This window comes from Caulobacter sp. 1776 (genome assembly GCF_040545685.1).
Taxonomy (GTDB): Bacteria; Pseudomonadota; Alphaproteobacteria; order Caulobacterales; family Caulobacteraceae; genus Caulobacter.
The window spans coordinates 230,926-254,165 of sequence record NZ_JBEPMI010000007.1; the positions used below are offsets into that span (position 1 = coordinate 230,926).

A 23,240-nucleotide genomic window follows, 5' to 3' on the forward strand; every position below is an offset into this window, starting at 1 on the left:
CGTCTCGTCCCTAGACTTGAAGGCTAAAGGTTGGCGTGAAGCCGCAGGCGCCGTCGCAACATGAGGCGCGGGCCTGGGCCAAGAAGTCGGGCTCGTGCCACCAGTATTCGGCCGAGGCCTCGCAGACGAAGCGGCGCTTGGCGCCCAAGACCGCGTGCTGGGCGTGCTCGCCGAACGGGCCGACCAAGTCGGCGACCGTGTAGGCCTCGCCGTGCTTGATCACCTTGGCGACCTTGGCCGCGTCCTCGATCCGCGCCAGCGGATCACCGTCGACCCAGACCAGATCGGCGTAGTTGCCGGTCGCGATCGAACCCAGCGGCTCGTCAAGATATTCGCCCGAAGCGCTGGTGGCGGTGACCAGGGCCTCGAATGGCGTCATGCCGTAGCGGACCATGGCCCGCAGATTCATGTGCAGGCTGACGGCGTTGAAGTCGATCGGCGAGTCGGTGCCGGTGACGATGCGTCCGCCCGCCCGGACCGTGCGCGCCACCTCGGCGACGTTGCGGGCCAGCGAGGCCAGGATCGGCGTGCGATCCATGGCGGCCATCTGCTTGGCCCGTTCCAGCAGCCGGGCGTATTCCCACGGCGGATAGAGCGCCTTGATGCGGGGGTCGTCGACCAGCGAGCGGTCGTCGGCCAGCAGGGCCGTCGAGGTGAACAAGGTTGGCGTGCGCGCGGCCTTGCTGGTCACGAAGGCGGCGTTGACGTCCTGATAGATGTTGCCCAGCGCGCTGACCGTGCGGGAGTAGCCCGTGCGGCTAGTCGCGCCCAGGTGCTCCATGCCGTCCATGCCCAGGCCCAGGGCCGGATAGTGGTAGTGCGAGGTCAGCGGCAGGCCCTTGGCGTGGGCCCAGGCGATGACCTCCTTCTGGCGCTCGCCCGACAGTCGGACATAGGTCTTGATCAAATCGTAGGACAGCGCCTCGACCCGCTTCAGTTCCAGCGCCATCTGGCCGGGCTCGGTGACCGGTCGCATGAAGTTGTAGAAGATCCGCGAGCCGTCGATCGCCTCGCCGGTGGCGTAGTAGCGGGGCCCGATCCGCTTGCCGGACTCGATCGCCTCCTGGTCCTCGACCGTGTGATAGGCCGGCCCGCCGGGCGAGCGGGTGGTGGTCACTCCCAGCGACAGCCACAGCCGCCCTTCCCGGTCGCCATAGCCGTAGCCCTGCATCTGGCGGTGGGTGTGCATGTCGATCAGGCCCGGCATCACCGTGCCGGACGGCGCGTCGATGATCTTCACGTCCGCCGTCACCTCGCCCTTGGGCGCGACGCCAGCGATGCGGCCGTCCGAGATCAGGACGTCGACATTCTCGCGCACAGTGGGCGACTTGCCGTCCCACAGGCGGGCGGCGCGAACCACCATTCGTCCCTTGGGCCGGACATTGGCCCAGGTCAGGCCATGCGGAACGGTTTTGGGCGCGCCGCCGCTCGCCGAGATCAGCTTCAGCTGGCCCGCCGAGAGATAGATCAGGCTCTTGCCATCTCCGCTCCAGCTGACGGCGTCGGTGACCTCGTCGTTGAGCGGCCTGGGCGGCCCGAGCAGCTTTCCGGTCTCATCCACCGGCGAGACGTGCAGCCGGCTGGCGAAGACATAGGCTAGCGACTTGCCGTTCGGCGACCAGACCGGACCGTCGTCGCCGCGCGTGCCTAGCGAGCGGTCCGGCAGGATCGGCGCGTAGGTCCCCTTCCCGCTGGCCACGTCCACCGTCAGGATCTCGCTCAGGCCCTCGCGGAAACGAGCCGAGTACGGCTTGAAGGCGGCATAGGCGATGGTCTTGTCGCCCGGCCCCCAGGTCGGTTTGCCCGGCTCCCAGAGGTCGCCATAGACTCGGCGGGTCTCGCCGGTCGCGACGTCGGCCACGAACAGGCCGCCGTTCTGGCTGAGGAAGGCGATCGACTTGCCGTCGCGCGACCAGGCGCTGGACACCGCCGCGCCGTCGAAATGGGTCAGCTGCTTGCTGGCGCCGGTGGCCATGTCGCGCAGCCAGATGTCCAGCGAGCCGCCCTTGTCGGTCGAATAGGCCAGAACCTTGCCGTCTGGCGACCAGGCCGGATCCACCTTGCTGAAGGTGTCGTTGATCAGGGGCATGGCCGGCCCGCCGCCGACCTGGAGCAGATAGAGATCGTTCAGCGCCCGGAACACGATCCGGCGGCCGTCGGGCGACAGGGTCGGACTGCCGATGCCGACCACGGGCCGGGTCTTGGCCGATAGGAAGTCTCGGCTCTTCTTGATGTAGCGCGGCGTCAGCACAGGCACGGCGGCCGTGAAGGCGATCGCGGTGGCCAACCCATCGGCCTCGCGACGCTTGATCTGGCCGTCGGCCGTGTAGAGGAACGCGCCGGACGCCAGCCACGACGCGCGGAACGGGAAGACGTCCTCGCCCTGGACCACCACGCCGGAGGCGTTGCGCAGCTCGGCCTTGCCGTTCTCGATGGCGGTGAAGACCACGTCCCGGCCGTCCGGCGTGAAGGCCGGGCTGGCCACCGAAGCGGCGTTGAAGCGGTCGGCCGAGGCCTTGACCTTGGCCACGGTCCGCCGCGCGCCATCCAGCCCCTGGACGTCGATGCGGACCTTGTCGACCGTGAAGGCCAGGCTCTTGCCATCCGGCGCCCAGGAGGGCTCGAACTCGTCGCCAGGGCCAGAGCTGAACGCGGTGATCGCGCCGCTGGCGACGTCCAGCAGATGCACGCCGTAGCGCCCGCCCCGGTCGGACGAGAAGGCGATCGTCTTGCCGTCCGGCGACCAGCGCGGTTCGCGGCAGTCGAACGCGCCCTTGGTCAGCGGCTTGAGGCCCGTTCCGTCCGCACCGATGGTCCAGACATGGAAGTTGCCGTCGCGATAGGATTGGAAGGCGATGGCCTTGCCGTCGGGCGACCAGTCGGGCTGGGCGATCTCGTAGATCTCGTCGGTCAGGCGCCGGGCCGCGCCACCCTCGATAGGGACCAGCCACAGCATGGCGTAGACGTCGAAGGCCACGGTCTTGCCGTCCGGCGAGACGACCGCGCAGATATTGGTGCCTTCGCTCGCCGTGACTGTCCGGGTGTCGGCGGCTAAGGGCTGGTCGGCCTTGGCGCCCGGCGGCGCCAGGGCGGCCACGCCAGAGACGGCGATCGCTCCGCCCCCGATCGAAAAGAGCCGGCGGCGGCTGACGCCGCGCTTGGAACGCTGGGTCATCGTGAACTCCGAGAGGACCGGCCCGAACCTGCGCCCGAGCCGGCGGCAAGCCTAGAACCGGGCGGCGACGCGGGCGTAGTAGAAGCCGCCGCTGATCCCGTACGGAGAGTACTGATTGTAGTAGGCGAAGGCGGGCGTGCCACGATTGGCGGCGCGAACGCTGTCCGGATAGGCGTCCAGCAGGTTGTTGGCCCCGACGCTGACCGTGATGTTCTTGGTCGCCGCGTAGCTGAGGTCGAGGTCGACGATCAGCTTAGGGCTGACGGTCTCGTCATTGGCCGCCAGGGACGTGCGCTGGATAACCTCGCCGTAGCGGGTCAAGCGCAGGTTGGTGTCGAACTTCCCAAGCGTCCAGTCGGCGCCCAGGATGAATTTGTCCTTGGGCGTGCCAACGGTCAGGTCGCCGATCTTCACGCGGTCGATATAGACGATCCCCGCCGCCGCCAGGGCCGCCGGCGGCTGCACGACGCGGGTGAACTCGTTCTTGGTGTGGTTGGCCGAGAAGGTCCAGCGCACCGCGCCGAAGTCGCCGAAGTCGGTGCGGTAGTCGACCACGAAGTCGATGCCGCGCGTCTTCGTGTCGGCGAAGTTGCCGTAGTAGAAGGCCGCTTGCTGCGGGTTCAGGTTCTGGCTGGCCAGGGCGGCGCTGACGGCGGCGTTCGGGCCCAGCGTGCCGCTCTGCAGGATGCGGTTGTCGATCTTGATCTGGTAGATATCCAGCGTGACGTTCATCCGCGAGATCGGCTGGGCCACCAGGCCGATCGAGTAGTTGACCGATTTTTCCGGACGCAGCGGCTTGGCGCCCAGAGCGATGGCGGCCGGGTTGTCCGGCGGCAGCAGTTGCACCGGATAGAGCTGGGTGGTCGTGGCCGGCGGCACGATCACGCCGATCGTGCTGGACGAGGCGTAGTGCTGTTGCTGCAGCGACGGCGCCCGGAAGCCGGTGCTGGCCGTGCCGCGGATCGCCAGGCGTGGCAGGATCGCGTAGCGGCTGGAGAGCTTGAAGGTCTTGGCGTCCCCGAAGTCAGAATAGTGCTCGAAGCGGCCGGCCAGGGCGAATTCGAGTTTGTCGGTCACCTTCTGCTCGATGTTCAGATAGGCCGAGATGTTGTCGCGCGAGAACGACCCCGCCGAGAACGGCGGGAAGCCGGTCACGCCCTGCGAGCCGCCCGCGAACACCACGCCGGCCTGTGGGCTGCCGGCCGGCGCGACATAGCCGCCATTGATGTACGAGGCCGGTTCGCCCGCCACGATCTCGAACTTGTCGTCGCGATATTCAGCGCCGAGCGCCACGAACATCGGCTGAGCGAACAGGCCGGTGTCGAGCTCGCGCGTCAGATCCAGGTTCGAGGTCCATTCCTGGAATTTCAGCGTGCCGATGTAGAAGTAGGTCGGGCTGGCCGGGCCCAGCGAGGCGTTCAGCGAGTTCTCGTAATAGTCGACATCGTCGCGGCTGAAGGTCGTCGACAGGTCCCAGTCGAAGCCGAGCAGGCCTCTGCCCTTGGCGCCGAAGGCCACCTGGAAGTCGCGGTCCTTCAGGAACAGGCGCGGCGTGTAGCCGTCGGGATTGACCGCCGTGATGTTGTTGGCGGCGTTCGGATTGCGGAAGGTCAGCCAGGCGGCGGTGTTGCGGCTGGAGAAGGTTCCGAACGAATAGAGGTCGACGTCGTCGCCGATCGGCGAACCGGCGCTGTAGCCCAGCGAGAACAGCTGCACCTGCGGCGAACCCGGATGGCTGGTATGGCGGTTGGCGGTGGCCTCGCGTGGATCCGGCGTCGAACCGGCCGTGCCGACCCGCACCGGCTGGCCGAGGGCGTTCAGCGGGAAATACATCTGGGTGGTGTTCGGCGTCAGGTCGCCGCGATCGGTGGGATCGGTGATCCGTACATCGGCCGTCAGGTTCAGATAGCCGCCCTCGCCCAACTTCATGCCGAGATTGCCGGAGAACTGGCCGGTCTCGCCGTCGCCCTCGGCGGTCTTGCCGTAGAGGGCGGTCATCGAGCCGCCCTCTGGACTCTTCTTCAGGATGACGTTGATCACCCCGGCCAAGGCGTCCGAGCCATACTGGGCCGAGGCGCCGTCCCGCAGCACTTCGATCCGCTCGATCGAGGCCGAGGGGATCAGGTCCAGATCCGGCGGCGACTGTCCGTTCTGAGTCGTGCCGTTAACGAACAGGATGGCGGTGTTGTGCCGGCGCTTGCCATTGACCAGCACCAGGGTCTGGTCGGCCGACAGGCCGCGCAGCGACACGGTCTTGATCGCGAAGCTGGCCCCTGCGCCGCTGTTGGAGGTGTTGGCCGACGGCACCAGGGTCGAGATCAGGTCGCGCGTCGACTGCTTGCCGCTCTTGGTCAGTTCGGCCGACGAGATGACGTCGATCGGCGCCATGCTCTCGGTGACCGTGCGCGAGGTCGAGCGGGTGCCGGTGACGATAATCTCCTCGATGACGCTGGGCGTCTCGGGTTCGGGCGGCGGAGCCGGCTCGGGCGCCGGCGCCGAGACGCCGCCAGCGGCGCTCGACCAACCCGTGCGGATCAGGCCCGTGCGCGGCGGCGCCAGGATGATCGTCTTGCCGTCATTGGAGATCACTGTCAGTCCCGTGCCGGACAGCAGTTGCTCGAGCGCGCGGTCGACCGGCAGCGCCCCCTTCACCGACCCCGTCCGTTTGCCCTGGGCGGCGTCCGATTGCACCAGGATCTGCACGCCGGCCTGGCGGGCGAACTGGCGGATGCCCGTCGCCGCCGGCTGGGCGTCGATCCTGAACGGCATGGCCTGGGCCAGGGCGGCGCCCGCGCTTAGGGCCCAAACGGCTGAGGCCGCGCATAGCAACCGCCGTCTGGCGGAACGGTTCGTCCAGTCACGCATAGACAATCCCCCATCGTGCCGAGGTCCGCCACTCGCGGCCTCCTGACAGGACGAGGGATCGGGCGAGGATTTCCGGTGGGCGCTCGCGCGATTGGTCCGATCACGGTCCAACACGCCCGCTTTCGCGTCAGCTTTGGCGTTGGGCGCCCGTTTCGCATGCGTGGATGGCGGCGGTCGGGCCTCGCGCCCGGTTCAGGAGATATGGGCGCGGCTGATCCTGATGGCGTCGGCGTCGTCGGTGACGACCGCGCCGAGCGTCGCGGCCACCGCGGTCGCGAAGCTCTCGGGCTCGTTGGTCTGGAAGAGACCCACGAAGCGTTCGCGCGCCAGCACCGGATCTTCGATGATGATCTGGCGGCTGTTGTAACGATTGAACAGGCGGGCGGCTTGTTCGAGGCTCTCGCCATCCAGGGCGATCTCGCCGTTGCGCCAAGCCAGGCTGCGCTCGATCTCGGAAGGCGACTCCGCCACGGTGGGCGCGGCGGCGCTGGCCAGGATGATGCGGCTACCCGCCGACACCCGTTGGCGCGGCGACGGATCGCCCTCGACCCAGGTCTCGACCACGCCTTCGGTCACCATCACGTCGACCCCGGCGCCGGCCTCGCCGCGCCGCACCGAGAAGGCCGTCCCCACCGCTCGGACGCGGACCGGCCCCGCCGCCACGACGAACGGGCGCTCAGGATCCTTGGCGACCTGGAACCAGGCCTCGCCTTCCCGGAGGACGATGCTCCGCGACTTGGGCTTCATCGCCACGTCCAGCGCGGTCTTGGTGTTGATCGCCACCAGCGAGCCGTCGGCCAACGGTACGCGCCGGATTTCGCCCAGCCGGGTGTCCAGCCGCTGCGGCCGCGCGGCCCACAGACCGATCCCGCCGACCAAGGCGGCGGCGATCCCGCCCACCCCAGCGATCAAGGCGCGTCGATTGGGGTGCTCACCGGCGACGACTTCGACTGGTGGCGTGACGCTGGCCAGGGCTCGGCCGCGGTCCAGGAAGCTGATCGCCGCTTGGGCGCGCAGCAGCGCCCCGGCCCGACGCGCGTCACCGCTCAGCCAGGATTGCAGCTCGGGGTCAAGGTCCACGTCCAGGCCATGCGCGTCGACGCGGGCGGCCCAGTCGGCCGCCTCCTCGTCAATCTCGCTTGCGGACCGGATGGAGCTCATGAGCCTTGCCGACTGCCGGTTGATCTTGTGCTTCCGCTTCCGATAAGGCCCGCAGGATTAAACGCAAGCCCCGCGCCGACTGCATCTCCACGACATTCTCGGTCACTCCTAGGCGCAAGGCGGTCTCCCGCTGCGACAGACCGTGGATCCGGCGAAGGGTGAAGATCTGTCGACACCGCTCGGGAAGCTCCTCTATCAGCCGCCGCACCCGACCCAGTTCGCGACGGCCCGCGACCACGCGTTCGGGGGATGGCTCTTCATCTACGACGTTCAGGGCGTCGATTTCCGTGACGCAGTCGATGCGAACGATGCGCGCGCGGCGAATTTTCTCGATGGCGATGTTGCGCGCGGTCCGGAAGAAATAGGCGCGACCGTTGGCGATATGAATGATGCTGTCCAGGGCGGCCAGACGGCAATAGGTCTCCTGGATCACGTCGTCGATGTCGGCGGTGGAACTGCCGGACCGCCGCAGCCAAGCGCGTACATCCGCTTCGTGCGGAAGGATCTGGCCGCCGACGAAGGCGACGATCTCGGCGCGGCTCTGCTTCAAAGGCCCCTCGTGACGACAACCCGAACCGGAGTGACCGTCGGATCGCTCGCCGCGATCGGCAACATACGCCCGGCGTCTGGCTTCGTTTTCGTCACGCATCGCCACACGACGCGGCAAATACCGACTGGAGGCGCCCGGCGATCATCCTGCGAGGAGTGTCGGATCCGGATCGCGGCTTGCCGTGGGTCTCGTCAGGGATATCTACCCGTCCCGCGCGAGCATGGCGTTCATCTGGTCGATCTCCTGCTGCTGGCCCTGGATGATGGACGCGCACAGTCGCCGGATTTCGGGATCACGCACCGGCGCCTTGCCGCACATCAGGATCGCGCCGGAGTGATGCGGAATCATCGAGGCCAGGAACTCGCGGTCGCCGATCAGCCACTGCTGGCGAATGCCCGCGAAGCAAAGCAGGCCCACCACGACGCTGATGGCCAAAAGACCTCTGTTGAGGCCTTTGCGAGGATACATCATGCCCATCAGCAGAAGCTCGAACACCACCATCGGCGCGGTCATTAGTCCGGCCATATAGGCTTGGTTGAGACTCGGATGGATGTTCGAGGCCTTGTCGACCATCGCGAACATCAACCCGTACATCGCCAAGAAGGACAGCACCGTCATCGCCGCCAGGCGTACATAAGGAGCCTGGTCGGCGTGGTCGTGGGAAGTTTGATGCTCGGCCATGGAGTTCATCCGCGTGACGGGACGTCCCCTTAACCGGTAACCACGCCCGCCGTTCCGCGAACGCTCGCGGCGCTGGCCACGGGTGGCTCGGCTCCCCTGGACGCTTGGCCCGCCGCGCTAGGGCTTCACCGTGACCATGACCACGCCGTGCGACGGTACCGTCGCCGACAATCGGCCCGTCTTCTTGCCGAGCGATCGATGCGCCCACAGGTCACGCACCGTTGCCACGAGCGTGTCCGGATAGCCAAGCTCGGTCCAGTTCGCGGCGATCTCTGAAGGCTTGTCACCACGATTGAACAGGATGACCGCGCGGCCGCCGTCGGCCAGTTGCTTGACCCAGACCTCGGCGTCGCCATCGTCGCGGACCCGCCGTCCCTGGACCCCGAGAGGGTCTTGGTTCACGGCGATGACATCGCGATTGAGCAGGATGTCGCGCGTGGCCGCGTCCATGTTGGAAATGTCGTTCCCCGCGATCAACGGCGCGGCCATCAGCGCCCAGAGGCTGAAGTGGCTGCGATATTCGGTTTCGGTGAGCCCTCCGTTGCCGACCTCGAGCATATCGGGATCGTTCCAGTGCCCAGGGCCGGCAAAGGCGTGGAGAGGCTCATTGGCGTCGACGATCTTGAGCACGCCTAGCGAGTAATCGTGGGCGCCGTCCCATTTGTCGGTGATGTCGCCCGTCGTGCGCCAAAGATTCCCGACGTTGGACGCCCACAGCCAAGGCTTGGACGTCCCCCACTCGCAGAGGGAGAAGACAATGTCGCGGCCGGTCGCCTTCAACGCGTCGGCCATCAGGATGTAGGCCTCCTGCGCATTGCGGGTTCCGGTGGAGCACCAGTCGTACTTCAGGTAGTCGACGCCCCATTTCGCATAGGTCTGGGCGTCCTGGAATTCATGCCCCTGGCTGCCCGGCCGCCCGCCGCAGGTCAGTCGCCCGGCGTCGGAATAGATCCCGAACTTCAAGCCCTTCTGGTGGACGTAGTCCGAAAGCGCCTTGATCCCGCTGGGAAAGCGTTTGGCGTCCTGGGTGATGAAACCCGCGGCGTCCCGCTCGCCGTGCCAGCAATCATCGATGACGATATAGCTGTAGCCAGCCTCCTTCATCCCATTCGAACTCATCGCGTCGGCCATCCTGCGCACGGTGGCTTCGTCGATATTGCAGGCGAACTTGTTCCAGCTGTTCCACCCCATCGGCGGGGTCTTCGAAAGGCCATTCGCAAGGCGCGGGGGCTCTGGGTCGGCGGCGTGCACTGCGGATCCGGCGAGAAGAAGCGCCACGGCCGCCGCGATCGCCAATTCCCTTACGCCGGAACACTTCGGCGCGGCGCGCATACCTGTGGCCTTCATGGATTCCTCCCCGACCTGATCGTCGGCAGACTCGCCGCGCACGGTCAATTGCATTTGTATGATAATCTAGAGCGCACAAATTGGCTTTTGGCAACGCTGTCATTTCGTAAATGGACCGACAAGACAGGGGCCGCGCGCGGCGCGATCAACGATGCCCGCGTCGCGGACTGACGGCTTTCGCGACGGCGGCGAAGGCTTCGGCGATATGTTCGGCGAGCCAGCTTACCGGGTTCTCGCCCGGGCGCCTTCGACTGGCGACCCAGGTTGCGACGCAGGCGGCCACGAAGACGCCCGCCGGCAAGCCTATGGTGACGATCGCTGGCAGCCCCGCCGCCGAGACCATGGCCTGGCCCAGGATCATCGAGGTCTCGAACGCGAAGAGCAGAAGCCCGCCGACGACCATCGCCGAGCCCGAGCCCGCCCTCTTGGCGCTGAGCCCGAACGGTACGGCCAGCAGCGGCAGGAGAGGCAGGATCAACGCCCTCGCCAAACGGCAATAGAATTCGGCGAGCAAGGCTTGTCGCGGCAAGGCGGGCGTCGCCGCGCCAAAGCCCTGCTGCGCGAGTTCGACCAAAGTGAGCTCGCTGACCTCGTCCCCACGCATCCGGAGAAGCTTGGCGGACTGAGCCAGCGGCAGGTCGAAGATGAAGCGCGAGAAGGCGGCGACATAGACCTGGGCGTCCTTGGTCGTGCTGACCTGCCGGCCGTTGATCAGGTCCAGCGTGGCGCTCTGATCGCTCGCGTTCTTGCGGACCACGGCGTCGGAGGCGGTCAGGATGTCTTCGCGCCCGTCGGGCCCTATCTTGCGAATGAAGACATGTCGGAGATGACGCCCGTCCGGATCGGCGTCGTCGGCGGTCAACAGGACATCGGGACCGGCGGACAGCAGCGCCCGGGGCCGCACGTAGCCGTTCCAGCCGGCGTTCTCGGCCGCGTGCAGCACGGCGTGATAGGCATAGCGGCTGTAGGGCTGGACGAAGCCGAAGAGCAGCAGGCTCAGAAACGTCAGTAGGATCCCGAGGCCGACGAACGGCGTGGCGAACCGGCCCAACGACATGCCGCTCGCCAGGATCGCGTCGATTTCGGAGCTTTTGTTCAGGCCGTTGACGACGACGAACAGGCCGATGAAGAACCCGCCCGGCAAGGTCAGGCCCATGTAGTGGGGAATGAGGTTCACCAGCAGTTCGGTCAGAAACTTAAAGCCCTCGGTCGTTTGCGAGAGCAGCTCGAAGGACCGCATGAGGCGCTCCAGCAGGAACGCGACCATCGTGCTGACGAGAACCGCCGTCATCGGCGTCAGGGTTCGCCGCAGTAGGTACCGGTCAAGCGTGGTCAGGATCATCGGTGATAAACCCGCGCCGGTCTCAAAGAACCGAAAGCGCGGCCGGCCGAGGCTCGGCCAATCCACCGGTTTCACGGATCGGATCTGACGAGATCAGGCGCCGCGTCAGGGCTTCGGCGTAGACCGCCACCACCTCATTCAGGATTTCCGTCCAGCGATAGGCGGTGCTGCGCTCGAGCGCCGCCATGCCCATTCGCCGCCGCGTCTCGCGATCCAGGAGCAGCACGGACAGCGCCTCGGCATAGGTCGACGGCTTGTCCGGCGCGCAAAGCAGGGCGTTGCGCTCATGATGCAGCAGCGCGCGGGTATTGGGCGCGTCGGCGCAGACCATCGCCAGGCCCGAAGCCATCGCCTCGAGATTGACGTTGCCGAAGGTTTCGGTCGTGCTCGGATTGAGGAAAATGTCCCCGCTGGCCAGAGCCGTGGCGAGCGCGCCGCCGGTCAGGAAGCCGGTGAAAACCGCTGTCGGGAGGCGTTGCTGGAACCACGGGCGGGCGGGACCATCGCCGATCACCAGCACTTGAAACGAGCGCCCTGCTCCTTCGAGCAGCCGGATCGTTTCGGCGAAGGCCGCCAGGCCCTTTTCCATGACGATCCGGCCCAGAAACACGATCACCGGGCGGTCCGGGTTCAGCCCTTGGCTCAGCCGCCACGCCTCGCAGCGCCGTTCGGGATTGAAAAGCTCGGGATCGACGCCCCGCGCCCAGGTTCTGACTCGGGTCGGCAGCTTCTCGGCCCGCAACTCGTCGGCGATCGCCTCGGTCGGCGCCATGACGTAGTCGCAAGCGCCGTAGAACTTCCAGAGTTCGCGACGCGCCAGCGGCCGCAACCAGCCGAGCGCGTAGTAGTCGAGATAGGAATCGAACAGCGTGTGCAGACTTGCGACCACCGGAACCTTCAGGGTCCGGCCCAGCCTCAGGGCCGCGGAGCCCAGCAGGTCCGGCGCGGACAGGTGAATGAGGGTCGGCTTGAACGCCAGGATGTCCCGCCGTACGGCTTCGGGCAGGCCCAGCGCCAGGCGATAGTCCTTCCTGAACGGAATTTTCACCGACGGCACCGAGACGAGGTCGCCCGTCGGCGGGAAGGCGGGACGCGGCCCGGTCGGTGAATAGACCCGCACCACGGCGCCCAGGGCGCTCTCTAGATGACCGACCAGCCGGTTCAGCGACTTGTTCGCGCCGTCCAGGGTGTAGTTGTAGTTCCCCGAAAACAGAGCGATCCGCAACGGGCGCGCGCCATCGGCGTAGGTCGAGACCTTGACGTTCATGACAGTCCTTCCCGTGCGCGCCCGGTCCCCCGACCAAGGCGACGCGCTCCCCAAGCCGCATGCGCTGCGACTTACATCAGGGCTCGCCGTCGTTTTTATGAAGGCGACGTACTCATCACCGTCACGGTCCTGATCTAGCGGTGAAGGCGGGGTTCCTGGGGAAGCACGCCGGATGCGGATCGTCGATGTCGCCGAGTTCTATTCGCCCACGGGCGGGGGCGTGCGGACCTATATCGACCGCAAGTTCGAGGCGGCGACGCAGCTGGGCCACCAGCTTTTCGTCATCGCGCCCGGACCGGAATACAGGTTCGAGCGCCGCGGCGCGGGCGGCTTGATCCAGGTCCGGTCCCCGCTCCTGCCCTTCGATTCGAACTACCGCATGTTCTGGGACGCCGCCCCCGTTCATCGGTGGCTTGATTCCCTGTCACCGGATCTAGTCGAGGCGTCCTCGCCCTGGCGCGGGGCCTGGATCGTCGCCAACTGGTCCGCGCCCGTTCCCCGCGCCATGTTCATGCACGCCGACCCTGTGGCGATCTATCCGCAAAGGTGGTTGGCCTCGGTCGCCGGCCCCGAACGGATAGACCAGCTGTTCGACTGGTTCTGGAATTATCTTCGCCAGCTGACGGGACGGTTCGCTTCGGTCGTGACCAGCGGAGCCTGGCTGGCGCGGCGCTTTGAGCATCACGGCCTGGCGGCCGTGACGAGCGTGCCGCTCGGCGTCGATCGGGACGTATTTTCTCCCCGGCTGCGGGACGAGCGCCTGAGATCGGAGCTGCTGAAGGCCTGCTCCTGCCCTGACGATGCGACCCTGGCCCTGGCCGTGGGCCGGTTCCATCCGGAAAAGCGCTGGCCAATGGTGATCGAGGCCACGACCAGAGCGCGCGCCGACGCGCCGATCGGCCTCGTGCTGGTGGGCGATGGCTTCGACCGCGCCAGGGTTCTGCGCGCCGCCGCCGGAAAGCCCCACGTCCATCTGCTGCCGCCGATCCGCGACCGAGGCCTGCTGGCCGCGCATCTGGCCAGCGCGGATGTCCTGGTGCACGGCTGCGACTCGGAGACCTTCGGCTTGCTCCCGGCCGAGGCCATGGCCAGCGGTCTTCCCCTGGTAGGACCGGATCGCGGCGGCTTCGCCGACCTCGCCCAGCCGTCGACCGCGGAAATCTATCGATCCGGCGACGTGCGCGCCGCCACCGCCGCCATCCTTCGGCTGTTGGCCCGTGATCCCCGAGAGTTGAAGGCGGCGACGCTCGAGGCCGCCGCCGGCGTGCGGCGCGACGTCGACCACTTCGCCGCGCTGTTCGATCACTACCGATCGGTCGCTGACGAGGGCCAGACGGCCCAACCACCCGCGCTGGCGCGTCGAAGCCGCGTGGCCTTCGCTTGACACGGCTCGACCTGGACTTGGACACGCCGAACGGGGCCTCCCGCTGGTGGAACGGGCTCGGCGTCGTCGTGTCGATCGGGCTGGTCGCCGCGATCGTTCTGCAACTGGGCGGTGCGACCTCGGACGCCTTGAAGACGATCGTCCGGCTGCCGCCGGCGGTCTGGCCGGCCCTGCTGCTGCTCTATCTGGCGCAACCCGTCTGCGATTTCGCGGTCTTCCGGCGGATCTGGAACCTGCCCTTCGCCGGGGTCGAGGCCCTGTTGCGCAAGACCGTGATCAACGAGGTCGTCCTCGGCTACAGCGGCGAGGCCTATCTCTATGTGTGGGCGCGACGCATGGCCGGGGGCGCCATCGCGCCGTTCCGCGCCATCAAGGACGCGAACATCGTCTCGGCCCTGCTGGGCAATGTCCTGACCCTGGCCCTGGCGGCGATGAGCGCGACCCAGCTGCGGGCGCTGGATCTCGACCGGCGGCTCGGACCGGCCCTGTGGTCCGGGCTCATTCCCCTGGCGATCTCGATCGGCCTGCTGGTCTTTGGCCGTCGCGTCTTTTCGTTGCGGCTTGGCCAGTTGGCCTTCGTCGGCGCCGCTCACGCGCTGCGTCTGGTAGTGTCGGCCGTTCTGACCATCCTGATCTGGCGGATCTCGCTTCCGGAGGTCGCCCCCGGCGTCTGGCTGGTGCTGCTGGCCGTCCGCTACCTCGTGTCGCGCATCCCCTTCCTGTCGAACAAGGACCTGGTGTTCGGAAACCTGATGCTGCTTCTGCTGGGCGCGCACTCGGCCGTCGCGGTGCTGTTGGCGGCGCTGGCGCTCACAACGCTCTTCCAGCACCTAGCCGTGATCGTCGGGCTCGGCGCCCTCGATCTGGCGCGGCGCTTTTCAGCGTTTCCTCACATCCCGCTCATGCCCTCACCACGCGGTTCGACGCTCTCTGGCGGCCCGATCGAACCACAGTGAGCCGCCATGGAAGACGTCCCGTTTCAAGCCGCCCCCGACTACGCGGTGACCGTCCAGTCCGCCGGCGCGGCGTGGGCCTGGGTCGTGCGCGACGTCGACGGCGCGCCCAGGGCGCGGGGCGAGGATGCGAGCCGTGACGTCGCCTGGCGCGCCGGTATGCTGACCGCCGGCGCGCTCGGCGCCTTCGAGCGCATCGGCCGCCGGCGGTTCTAGAGCCTACCAGACGAACGTCACCGCCGCCCGGCCGGGCGCCGAGGCCTTGAAACGGTTCGCGCCCTCGGTGATCGCGAACGACGCCGGCTGGGCGCCGACATTGAGCACGATCAGGGCCCGGCTTCCGTCGCGGTTCTGGAACGCCACGGTCCGCAGGTCGCCGAGCTTGGCCGGCGATCCGATCCGCACGGCGCCCGGCCGCACGAAACGGCTGGCGTGGCCGAACGCGTAATATTCCTGGGTGCGGTTGATCGCCCCGCTCTTGCTGTCGATGGTCACGAAGGCCCGGCAGTCGTTGCAGCCGCCGGCGTGCGGACCGAACGTCTCGTCCAGCGCCAGATTCCACATCAGGACTCCGCGCGCGCCGCCGCGGGTCGAGCCGATGATCAGGTTCTCGACCATCCACGAAAAGCTGTCGTCGAACTTCGGCGCCCACTCGCCGCCCGAGCACTCGGTCAGGAAGGTGTCCTTGTCAGGATGCACCGCCCGCACCTTGTCCTGGGCCGAGACCTCGCCCGCGTAGCAGTGCCAGGCGACGCCCGCTAGGAAGGCCTTGGCCTTTGGATCGGCCAGCACGGTCAGCGGTTGTTGCGGCTGGTCCCAGTTGTGATCCCAGTCGAGGACCTTCGTCGTGATCCTCTCGCGCTTGAAAATCGGAGCCAGGTTCTCGCCGAAGAACCGCGCGCGATCCTGGGGCAGCCAGCGCATCCCCGGATAGCTGTCGGGCTCGAAGTCCGGCTCGTTCTGGATGCTGAGATAGTCGATCGGGATGCCGACCTTCCCGGCTTCCCGGACATAGCGGGCGAAGAAGCGCGCGTAGACTGGATAGGCGTCGGGCTTGAGCTGGCCCTGGATCAGCGAGCCGTTGGTCTTCATCCAGGCCGGCGCGCTCCATGGCGAGGCCATGACCTTGAGCTCGGGATTGATCTTCAGCGCCGCGCGGACCGTCGGAAAGACGTACTGCTGGGGCCGCGCCAGCGAGAAGTGCTCTAGCGTCGGGTCGGCCGCGCCGCCGGGGGCGTCGTCGAGGCTGTAGTGGTCGAGCGAGAAGTCCGACGCGCCGATGGTCAGGCGGGTGAAGCTGAAGCCCAGCTCGCCCTCCCCGCGCCCGTAGACCTCGCGCAGCAGGCTGTCGCGCTGCTGGAGCGAGAGCTTGTTCTGCAGCAGCCAGGCCGAGGCGTCGGTGATCGCCGCGCCGAAGCCGACCATTGATTGGTGGCGCTCCTTCGGATCGACGACGACGGTCGGCAGACCCGCGACCTCTGCGGCGGTGGCGGGGCCCGAGGGCGCCTGGGCGGCGAGGAGCTGGCGCTTGTCGCCCGTCGTCACCCAGCTCCGCAGCTTGGGCCCAGCGACGGCCGGGGCCGCCGCGACGAGCGCGACGGCGACGGCGATATGGAACACGCGCATCACGGCTTCCTCGACCAGGTTTTCAGATTGGCCGCACCGGTCAAAACCGCCTCGCCCGCGCTACGGCCGACATAGAGCGGATAGCGACCCGCCGCGATCGTCCAGCCTGGCTTGGCCGTGTCGTAGTCGGCCAGGATGCGCGGCTCGACGGTCAGGGTGACCCGCTTGGTCTCACCCGGCGCCAGGTCGACCTTCTGGAAACCGGCCAGGCGAACCATAGGCTTGCGCTTGCCGGCCGTGACATAGAGCTGTGGCGTGTCGGCGCCGGCGACCTTGCCGGTGTTGGTGACGTCGAAACTGACCTTCAGCCCCGCCGCGTCCTCGACCTTGAGATTCTTGTAGCCGAAGGTCGTGTACGAGAGGCCGTAGCCGAACGGATAGAGCGGCTGACGTTTCTCCTGGGCATACCAGCGGTAACCGACCGCGGCGCCTTCGACATATTTCACGGGGAAGCCCTTGATCGGACCGACCTTCTGGCCGGCGCGACGGGCGTCGTCGATCGCGGCCTGCTCGGCGAAGCCCGGAGCGCTCGCACGCGGCGCCTGGTCGGCGGTCTTGGGGAAGGTCATGGCCAGGCGACCCGACGGATTGACCTCGCCGAACAGCAGGCGGGCGATGGCCTGGCCGCCGCGCTGGCCAGGATACCAGGCCTGCAACACCGCCCCGACCCGATCCAGCCACGGCATGGTCACCGGGCCGCCGGTCTCGAGCACCACGATCGAATTCTTGTTGGCGGCGGCGACCGCCTCGATCAGGGCGTCCTGGTTTTCGGGCAGGACGATCGACGGCGCGTCCTGGGCCTCGGTCTGCCAGTGCCAGGCGAAGACGATCGCGATGTCGGCGTCCTTGGCGGCGGCCGCGGCGGCGGCCGGATCCTTGCCATCGACATAGACCACGTCGGCGCCCGGCGCGGCGGCCTTGATGGCCTCCAGCGGCGAGGAGGCATGCCAGGTGACACGGACGAACGAGGCCGCCTCACCGCCGTTCAGCGGGATCTCGACCGGCGCGCCGCCCACCGACCGCACCTGGGACGAGCCGCCGCCCGAGATCACGCCCACGTCGGCATGGGCGCCGATCAGCACGATCTTCCTGGCGCTCTTGGCCAGGGGCAGCAGGTTTCCGTCGTTCTTCAGCAGCACCGAGCCGCGCTCGGCCACGGCCTGGGCGACCTTGGCGTGGGCGGCGTAGTCGATCGGCTGGGCGGTCGCGGGCGTCGGGTCGTCCATCAGGCCCGAGGTGATCACCCCGTGCAGGATGCGGCGCACCATGTCGTCGACGCGCGCCTGGCTGACCTCGCCCTTGGCTACGGCGGCCTTCAGGTCGTCGCCGAAGAAGATCTGGGTGTCCAGCTCCTGGCCGGACTGCTGATCGAGACCAGCCAGAGCGGCTTTCACCGTGCTGTGCACCGCGCCCCAGTCCGACATCACCCAGCCCGGATAGTTCCAATCGCGCTTGAGCACCTTGTTCAGCAGGAAGTCGTTTTGGCAGGCCCAATCGCCGTTGATCTTGTTGTAGGCGCACATCACCGAGGCCGGATTGGCCTTTTCGATGGCGATCTGGAAGGCCAGCAAGTCGCTCTCGCGCAGATCCGCCTCGTCGATCTGCGCGTCCATCACGTGGCGACCCGTCTCCTGGGCGTTCAGGGCGAAGTGCTTGATCGTCGAGACGATGTGGTTGCTCTGCACGCCCTTGATCGACTCGCCGGCCATCTCACCGGCCAGCAACGGATCCTCGCCGAGATATTCGAAATTGCGGCCGGCCCACGGGTCGCGAGTCAGGTTCACGCCGCCGGCCAGCAGCACGTTGAAGGTCTTGGCGCGAGCCTCGGCGCCGATCATCGCGCCGCCCTGGTAGGCCAGAGACGGTTCGAAGGTCGAGGCCAGGGCCAGGCCTGACGGCAGGGCCGTGGCGACATCGCCTTTGCGCTGCTCGACCTGGTTGGCCACGCCCAGGCTGGCGTCGCTCTGGCGCAAGGTCGGAATCTTCAGGCGCGGCACGCCGGGCACATAGCCCGCCGAGGGGATCATGTCGGCCGCGACCGTCTTGGTCATCGGCGGGAACAGGCCGTGCAGATACGTGATCTTCTCGTCGAGCGTCATCCGCTTGACCAGGGCGTCGGCGCGAGCCCAGGCCGGATCATTGGCGCGCGGGGTCAGCGGAGCGCTGGCCTTGGTCGGCGTGACCTCGGCCACGGCGCCGGAGACGGGGGTGAAGGCGAGCAACGCCACGGCGGCTGTGGTCCGGCACAGGATCCGCAGGGCGGATGAAGGCTGGGCGGCGGTCGTCATGGCGATACTCCGTGTAAGCGTCTTTATGGGATGGGAACTGGGGTCGCGTTCAGCGGCGGCGCTTGGCACGTCCGCGCCACGAACTCGGCGTGGCTGGGCATCACGTTCAGGCATTTGCCGATGACCGTTTCGATGTCGCCGAGGTATCGGGCGATGTCCTCGTCCGAGTGGACCCGGACCAGCGGGTCGTAGCCGCGCGGGATGATCCCCTGCCCCAGGAAGACCTGGATCCAGCTTTCCTCGGTGAAGAGCTCGTCGTCCTCGCGGAATACCCGGCCGTTGGCGGCGAACAGGTCCATCTTCCGCCGCAGGGTCGCGGGGACCTCCATGTCGCGGCAGTACCGCCAGAACGGCGTGTCGTCGCGCTCGGTGGCCTTGTAGTGCAGGATGATGAAGTCGCGGATGCGCTCGTATTCGAAATCGCTCTGGCGATTGAACTCGTCGATCGTCGCCGGGTCGAAGCCAGCGTCGGGCAACAGGCGCACCATGCGGATCACCGCCGACTGGATCAGGTGCAGGCTGGTCGACTCCAGCGGCTCCATGAAACCACTGGCCAGGCCCACGGCCACGCAGTTCTTGTTCCAGATCTTCTTGCGCTTGCCGGTCGTGAAGCGGAGGCGCAGCGGATTGGCCCGCGGGGCGCCGTCCAGGTTCGCCAGCAGGACGCGCTCGGCCTCGTCGTCGTCGATATATTGGCTAGAATAGACGTGGCCGTTGCCGGTGCGGTGCTGCAACGGGATGCGCCACTGCCAACCGGCGTCGTGCGCGGTCGAGCGGGTATAGGGGGTGAAGTGCTCCGACCGTTCGGACGGCACGGCGATGGCCCGGTCGGCGGGCAGCCAGCGGGTCCAGTCCTCGTAGCCGGTCTTCAGGGCCTGCTCGATGATCAGGCCCCGGAAGCCCGAGCAGTCGACGAAGAAGTCGGCGGCGATCACCGCGCCGTCGTCCATGGTCACCGACTGGACGAAGCCGTCCTCGGACCGCAGCGTGACATCGACGATCTTGCCCTCGCGCCGCGTCACGCCGCGCGCCTGGGCGTAGGTGGAAAGATGCTTGGCGTAGAGGCCAGCGTCGAAATGGAAGGCGTGGGCGATATGGCCGATCGGGGACTCGGCCATATCCGGCCGGGCACGCATGAACCTGTCCCGCAGCGCCATGGCGTTGTTGATCGCCAGGTTGTTGAAGTCGGGCGCGCGGCCCAGCTCGCGCATCCGCAGCCAGTACTGGTGGCTGCGCAGCCAGCCCAGGTCCTGACCGATCACGCCGAAGCCGTGCAGATAGCTCTCGCCTTTGCGCCACCAGTTGTTGAACTGGATGCCCAGCTTGAACGTGCCTTGCGTCTTGCGCAGGAAGTCGTCCTCGTCGAGGCCCAAAAGCTCATTGAACTTCTTGATGGCGGGGATGGTCGCTTCCCCCACCCCGACCGTGCCGATCTCCTCGGACTCGACGAGGACGATCTCGTACAGGCCCTGGAACAGGCGCGAGCACAGCGCCGCCGTCATCCATCCGGCGGACCCGCCGCCGGCGATCAGTATCTTCTTGAGCGGTTGCAACCACCCGCCTCCCGTTGAGCAAAGGTCGGGGCCGCTCACGCGGCCCCGCCTCCGTTGGTTCTTGCCTGGCGAGCCCGGCCGCTGGGGAGAGCAGCGGGTTCAGCCTCCTGCTTAGAACCGATAGTTGACGCCGAACAGGATCTGACGGCCGTACTTCTCGTAGGTCTCCGGCAGCGAGGCGCCGCTGCTGGTCTTGGTCCCGCCATTGTCGAGACCCAGACGGGTCCGATACGGCGAGTTGGTCAGGTTGTTGACCTGTAGCAGCAAGCCCAGGTTCTCCATCGGGCCGTCCTGGAAGGTGTAGCCGATCTGGGCGTCCACCTGCTTGTCGGCCAGGATCTCGGTGAAGCCGCGCGTGGCGTAGAGCTGCACCACTTCGCCCTTGAAGGCCGAACGATAGCGCTGGCTGATCCGCGCCTGGAACCCGCCGCGCTCATAGTAGCCGGTGAGGTTGTAGACCGTGCCCGAAAGGCCCGGGATGCGGACCTTGGCCTTCGGGTCGGTGTTGGTGGTCGGGTTCAGGTTCGACTTGGTCAGCGACAGGCTGCCCTGGACGCCGAAGCCTTTCAGCAACTCGGCAAACTGGCCGAAATCGACCGCGCCGCTGAACTCCAGACCCTTGACCGTACCGCCGTTGCCGTTGGCCGGCAGGGTGATCTGGCCCATGGGGTTGATCGTGGTGCCCGCCGGAATGCTGGCCCCCACCGGGATCGGGATGCCGGTGAAGTCAAACGTCCCGGTCTGCTGGTAGATGTAGGTGTCGAGCTTCTTGTAGAAGCCGGCCACCGACAGATAGGTCGCGGGGCTGACATACCACTCGTAGGCCAGGTCGGCGGCCTTCGCCATCCAGGGCTTGAGGTGCGGATTGCCGCCCGAGGCCGACCACGGGTTCACCGTCGTGCCCGGACCGCAGGGCTGGCTGGAGCAGACCAGCGAATTGAAGCCCGGCGTGACGTTGGCCCGCATGTCGTCCATGCGCGGACGCGCCATGGTCTTCGACACCGCGAAGCGCAGGCGATGGCCGCCGCCCAGGTCGTAGATCAGGTTCAGGCTGGGCAGGACGTCGGTGTAGTCGTCCTTGGCGTTGATCTTGGTCGGCACGATCGGCTGACCGGACGCCAGGCCGTTGATCACGACGCCGCTGGATTCCTGCTTCTGCTTGACGACCTGGACGCCGATATTGCCGCGCAGGTCGCCGGCTTGGAAGTTGGCGCGCCCGAAGAAGGTCGTGACCTCCTCGGTGATGTCCCAGTTCTTGTCGTAGTAGTTGGCGTCCAGGATCGGCGCCCAGTTGTAGTATTTCCGCCAGACGTCGCCGATCTTGACGCTGAGCACGTCGCCGAAGCCGGCGAAGCCCAGGTTGGTCGGGTCGACCAGGTCGGCCGCGTCGACATAGACTTGCTGGCGACCGTTCTTCAGGAACAGGTCGTTGTCCAGGACGGTCTTGCCCTTGTCGCGCTTGGTATAGTTCACGCCGGCCGAAAGCTGGGTGACGAAGCCGTCCATCTCATGCTCGAGACGGATGTCGACCGCCTTCACATCTTCCTTGACGTGCGGGAAGCGGATCGAGCCGTCGTGACCCCAGCCGCCCCAGGGCGCGCGATCGCCCAGGGTGACCTTGCTGGCGTCGGCGTAGTTGAAGCCCTCGTCATATTGCGAGAAGCCGTTGTCGGCGACCTTGAAACCGATGGTGTCATAGGTGCGGCCCACATCCGGCGTGGCGCCGGTGACGCCGCCGACGCCGCGGCCGTAACCCGCGTACGTCTCCATGATCTGTTCCTTCCGCTTGTTGGACGAATAGGACAGATCGGCGACCAAGCGGGTGTGCTCGGTCAGCTGGAACTCGTTGTTCAGACCGGCCGAGAACAGCTGGTCCATGCGGGTGTTGTAGTCGTTGCGCAGCTGCGGAACGCCGTGGTTCAGCACGCCGCCGGTCGCGAACTTCGAGCCGCCCTCGTCTCCGGTGGTGACGCCGGTGAACGTCGCGCCATCGGCATACGGGTTCGAGAACCATTGGGCGCCGCGCGTCGTCTCCTTCTGCTTGAAGGTCGAGTAGTACAGGTCCAGCGTCGAGTGGATCCTGTCGTTCGGCTGGTATTCGAAGATGCCGATGACCGCGTCGCGCTTGTTGTTGCGCGACGTAGCGAAGACCTCCTGGCCGTTCAGCATCAAGGCGCCGTCGGCGCTGTCCGGCGAGGTCGAGTCGTTCGGGAACGCCTCGTAGCCATACGCCTTGTAGTGCTTCACCTGCGAGGGTGAATCGAGGTGCGCGTAGCCGATGGCCACGCCGATCGTGTCGTCGGCGAACTGATTGATGTAGCTGGCGCTGAAGCGGCCGCCGACATTGTGCGAGTCGTCGTTCAGCTTCTTGCCGGACGTCTTCTCGCCGCGAAGGTTCAGGGCCAGAGCGCGTTTGCCATAGGCCAGCGGACGCACGGTGCGCAGGTCGGCGGTGCCCGACAGACCCATGCCCGAGACCTGGGCGTCCGGCGTCTTGTAGATCACGACGCTCGACAGCAGTTCCGACGGATACTGGTCGAACTCGACGGCGCGGTTGTCGCCCGAGCTGGCCTGCTGGCGGCCGTTCAGCAAGGTGGTGGTGAAGTCCGGGGCCAGGCCGCGGATCGAGATCACCTGGGCGCGGCCGTTGACCCGCTGGGCGGCCAGGCCGGGCAGGCGCGCGATCGACTCGGCGATCGACACGTCCGGCAGCTTGCCGATGTCCTCGGCCGAGACGGCCTCGACGATCGAGGTCTCGTTCTTCTTGATGTTGATGGAATTCTGGATGCCGGCCTTGATGCCGGTGACCACGATCGCCTGGACGGTGTCGTCCTGCGGTTTTTCCGCCGTCTGCGCCCAGGCGACGCCGGGGCCAGCGATGGCTAGGGTGATCGCGGCGGCCGAGGCCGTGGCGTAGAAGCGTCGAATGGACGGACGCCCGCCGCTCGTCATGCGGTTTCGCATTTTAGCTCTCCCCTCTGAACCGCCAGGCGGCGGTGAATTTCTTGTTTTTGTCGTGACTCAACGCGCTTGCGTGACGTTGGAAGC

At 67.1% G+C, this 23,240-nt stretch carries 15 protein-coding genes; 3 read left to right on the forward strand and 12 right to left on the reverse strand.

Annotation, left to right across the window (positions count from 1 at the left end):
* Positions 1 to 10 precede the first annotated feature (10 nt).
* From ABIC66_RS19630 to ABIC66_RS19665, 8 genes are all read right to left on the reverse strand, one after another.
* On the reverse strand, positions 11 to 3,175 hold the full coding sequence (locus ABIC66_RS19630) for an amidohydrolase family protein (protein WP_354072346.1): 3,165 nt from the start codon (positions 3,173 to 3,175) through the stop codon (positions 11 to 13).
* A 51-nt stretch (positions 3,176 to 3,226) separates the two neighbouring features.
* Positions 3,227 to 5,944, reverse strand: coding sequence for a TonB-dependent receptor domain-containing protein (locus tag ABIC66_RS19635; protein WP_354072347.1), 2,718 nt, complete (start codon positions 5,942 to 5,944; stop codon positions 3,227 to 3,229).
* A gap of 288 nt (positions 5,945 to 6,232) precedes the next feature.
* On the reverse strand, positions 6,233 to 7,201 hold the full coding sequence (locus ABIC66_RS19640; protein WP_354072349.1) for a FecR family protein: 969 nt from the start codon (positions 7,199 to 7,201) through the stop codon (positions 6,233 to 6,235).
* Positions 7,170 to 7,751, reverse strand: a complete 582-nt coding sequence (locus ABIC66_RS19645) for an RNA polymerase sigma factor (RefSeq protein ID WP_354072351.1) — start codon at positions 7,749 to 7,751, stop codon at positions 7,170 to 7,172. The genes ABIC66_RS19640 and ABIC66_RS19645 overlap by 32 nt, the downstream gene beginning before the upstream one ends.
* Before the next feature lie 201 nt (positions 7,752 to 7,952).
* Positions 7,953 to 8,432 carry a DUF305 domain-containing protein gene (locus ABIC66_RS19650; protein ID WP_354072353.1) on the reverse strand — a complete coding sequence of 160 codons (480 nt, stop codon included), beginning with the start codon at positions 8,430 to 8,432 and terminating at the stop codon, positions 7,953 to 7,955.
* Positions 8,433 to 8,549: 117 nt separating this feature from the next.
* On the reverse strand, positions 8,550 to 9,833 hold the full coding sequence (locus tag ABIC66_RS19655; RefSeq protein WP_354072355.1) for a glycoside hydrolase family 27 protein: 1,284 nt from the start codon (positions 9,831 to 9,833) through the stop codon (positions 8,550 to 8,552).
* A 91-nt stretch (positions 9,834 to 9,924) separates the two neighbouring features.
* Entirely contained in the window at positions 9,925 to 11,121 is a 1,197-nt protein-coding gene (locus ABIC66_RS19660; protein ID WP_354072357.1) for an LptF/LptG family permease, read from the reverse strand.
* Positions 11,122 to 11,143: 22 nt separating this feature from the next.
* On the reverse strand, positions 11,144 to 12,388 hold the full coding sequence (locus ABIC66_RS19665; protein ID WP_354072359.1) for a glycosyltransferase family 4 protein: 1,245 nt from the start codon (positions 12,386 to 12,388) through the stop codon (positions 11,144 to 11,146).
* 172 nt (positions 12,389 to 12,560) lie between these two features.
* On the opposite strand from ABIC66_RS19665, the gene ABIC66_RS19670 reads away from it, so the two are divergent.
* From ABIC66_RS19670 to ABIC66_RS19680, 3 genes are read left to right on the forward strand one after another with little or no spacing between them, the layout of a single operon-like run.
* A complete protein-coding gene (locus tag ABIC66_RS19670; RefSeq protein WP_354072361.1) occupies positions 12,561 to 13,772 on the forward strand; it encodes a glycosyltransferase in 1,212 nt (403 codons plus the stop codon).
* Positions 13,769 to 14,728: a hypothetical protein gene (locus ABIC66_RS19675; protein WP_354072363.1), complete on the forward strand. Its 960-nt coding sequence runs from the start codon at positions 13,769 to 13,771 to the stop codon at positions 14,726 to 14,728. The genes ABIC66_RS19670 and ABIC66_RS19675 overlap by 4 nt, the downstream gene beginning before the upstream one ends.
* Before the next feature lie 6 nt (positions 14,729 to 14,734).
* Entirely contained in the window at positions 14,735 to 14,941 is a 207-nt protein-coding gene (locus ABIC66_RS19680; RefSeq protein WP_354072365.1) for a hypothetical protein, read from the forward strand.
* 3 nt (positions 14,942 to 14,944) lie between these two features.
* Here ABIC66_RS19680 and ABIC66_RS19685 read toward each other — a convergent pair whose 3' ends face one another.
* From ABIC66_RS19685 to ABIC66_RS19700, 4 genes are all read right to left on the reverse strand, one after another.
* Positions 14,945 to 16,351 carry a glycoside hydrolase family 30 protein gene (locus tag ABIC66_RS19685; RefSeq protein WP_354072367.1) on the reverse strand — a complete coding sequence of 469 codons (1,407 nt, stop codon included), beginning with the start codon at positions 16,349 to 16,351 and terminating at the stop codon, positions 14,945 to 14,947.
* Positions 16,351 to 18,639, reverse strand: coding sequence for a beta-glucosidase (locus tag ABIC66_RS19690; RefSeq protein ID WP_354072369.1), 2,289 nt, complete (start codon positions 18,637 to 18,639; stop codon positions 16,351 to 16,353). Before ABIC66_RS19690 ends, ABIC66_RS19685 begins: the two co-directional genes overlap by 1 nt.
* Before the next feature lie 23 nt (positions 18,640 to 18,662).
* The gene (locus ABIC66_RS19695) at positions 18,663 to 20,192 is read right to left on the reverse strand and encodes a tryptophan halogenase family protein (RefSeq protein WP_354072371.1); all 1,530 of its coding nucleotides are present in this window, start codon (positions 20,190 to 20,192) and stop codon (positions 18,663 to 18,665) included.
* A 111-nt stretch (positions 20,193 to 20,303) separates the two neighbouring features.
* Complete coding sequence (locus ABIC66_RS19700; RefSeq protein ID WP_354072373.1) at positions 20,304 to 23,156, reverse strand: TonB-dependent receptor; 2,853 nt, start codon at positions 23,154 to 23,156, stop codon at positions 20,304 to 20,306.
* Positions 23,157 to 23,240 lie beyond the last annotated feature (84 nt).

What these genes read in the sequence shown, in the direction of transcription:
- ABIC66_RS19635 (WP_354072347.1), bottom strand. Translation starts at nt 5,944, where the DNA reads ATGCCGTTCAGGATCGACGCCCAGCCGGCGGCGACGGGCATCCGCCAG.
- ABIC66_RS19650 (WP_354072353.1), bottom strand. Translation starts at nt 8,432, where the DNA reads ATGGCCGAGCATCAAACTTCCCACGACCACGCCGACCAGGCTCCTTAT.
- ABIC66_RS19670 (WP_354072361.1), top strand. Translation starts at nt 12,561, where the DNA reads ATGCGGATCGTCGATGTCGCCGAGTTCTATTCGCCCACGGGCGGGGGC.
- ABIC66_RS19640 (WP_354072349.1), bottom strand. Translation starts at nt 7,201, where the DNA reads ATGAGCTCCATCCGGTCCGCAAGCGAGATTGACGAGGAGGCGGCCGAC.
- ABIC66_RS19680 (WP_354072365.1), top strand. Translation starts at nt 14,735, where the DNA reads ATGGAAGACGTCCCGTTTCAAGCCGCCCCCGACTACGCGGTGACCGTC.
- ABIC66_RS19700 (WP_354072373.1), bottom strand. Translation starts at nt 23,156, where the DNA reads ATGCGAAACCGCATGACGAGCGGCGGGCGTCCGTCCATTCGACGCTTC.
- ABIC66_RS19690 (WP_354072369.1), bottom strand. Translation starts at nt 18,639, where the DNA reads ATGACGACCGCCGCCCAGCCTTCATCCGCCCTGCGGATCCTGTGCCGG.
- ABIC66_RS19655 (WP_354072355.1), bottom strand. Translation starts at nt 9,833, where the DNA reads ATGCAATTGACCGTGCGCGGCGAGTCTGCCGACGATCAGGTCGGGGAG.
- ABIC66_RS19660 (WP_354072357.1), bottom strand. Translation starts at nt 11,121, where the DNA reads ATGATCCTGACCACGCTTGACCGGTACCTACTGCGGCGAACCCTGACG.
- ABIC66_RS19685 (WP_354072367.1), bottom strand. Translation starts at nt 16,351, where the DNA reads ATGCGCGTGTTCCATATCGCCGTCGCCGTCGCGCTCGTCGCGGCGGCC.
- ABIC66_RS19630 (WP_354072346.1), bottom strand. Translation starts at nt 3,175, where the DNA reads ATGACCCAGCGTTCCAAGCGCGGCGTCAGCCGCCGCCGGCTCTTTTCG.
- ABIC66_RS19665 (WP_354072359.1), bottom strand. Translation starts at nt 12,388, where the DNA reads ATGAACGTCAAGGTCTCGACCTACGCCGATGGCGCGCGCCCGTTGCGG.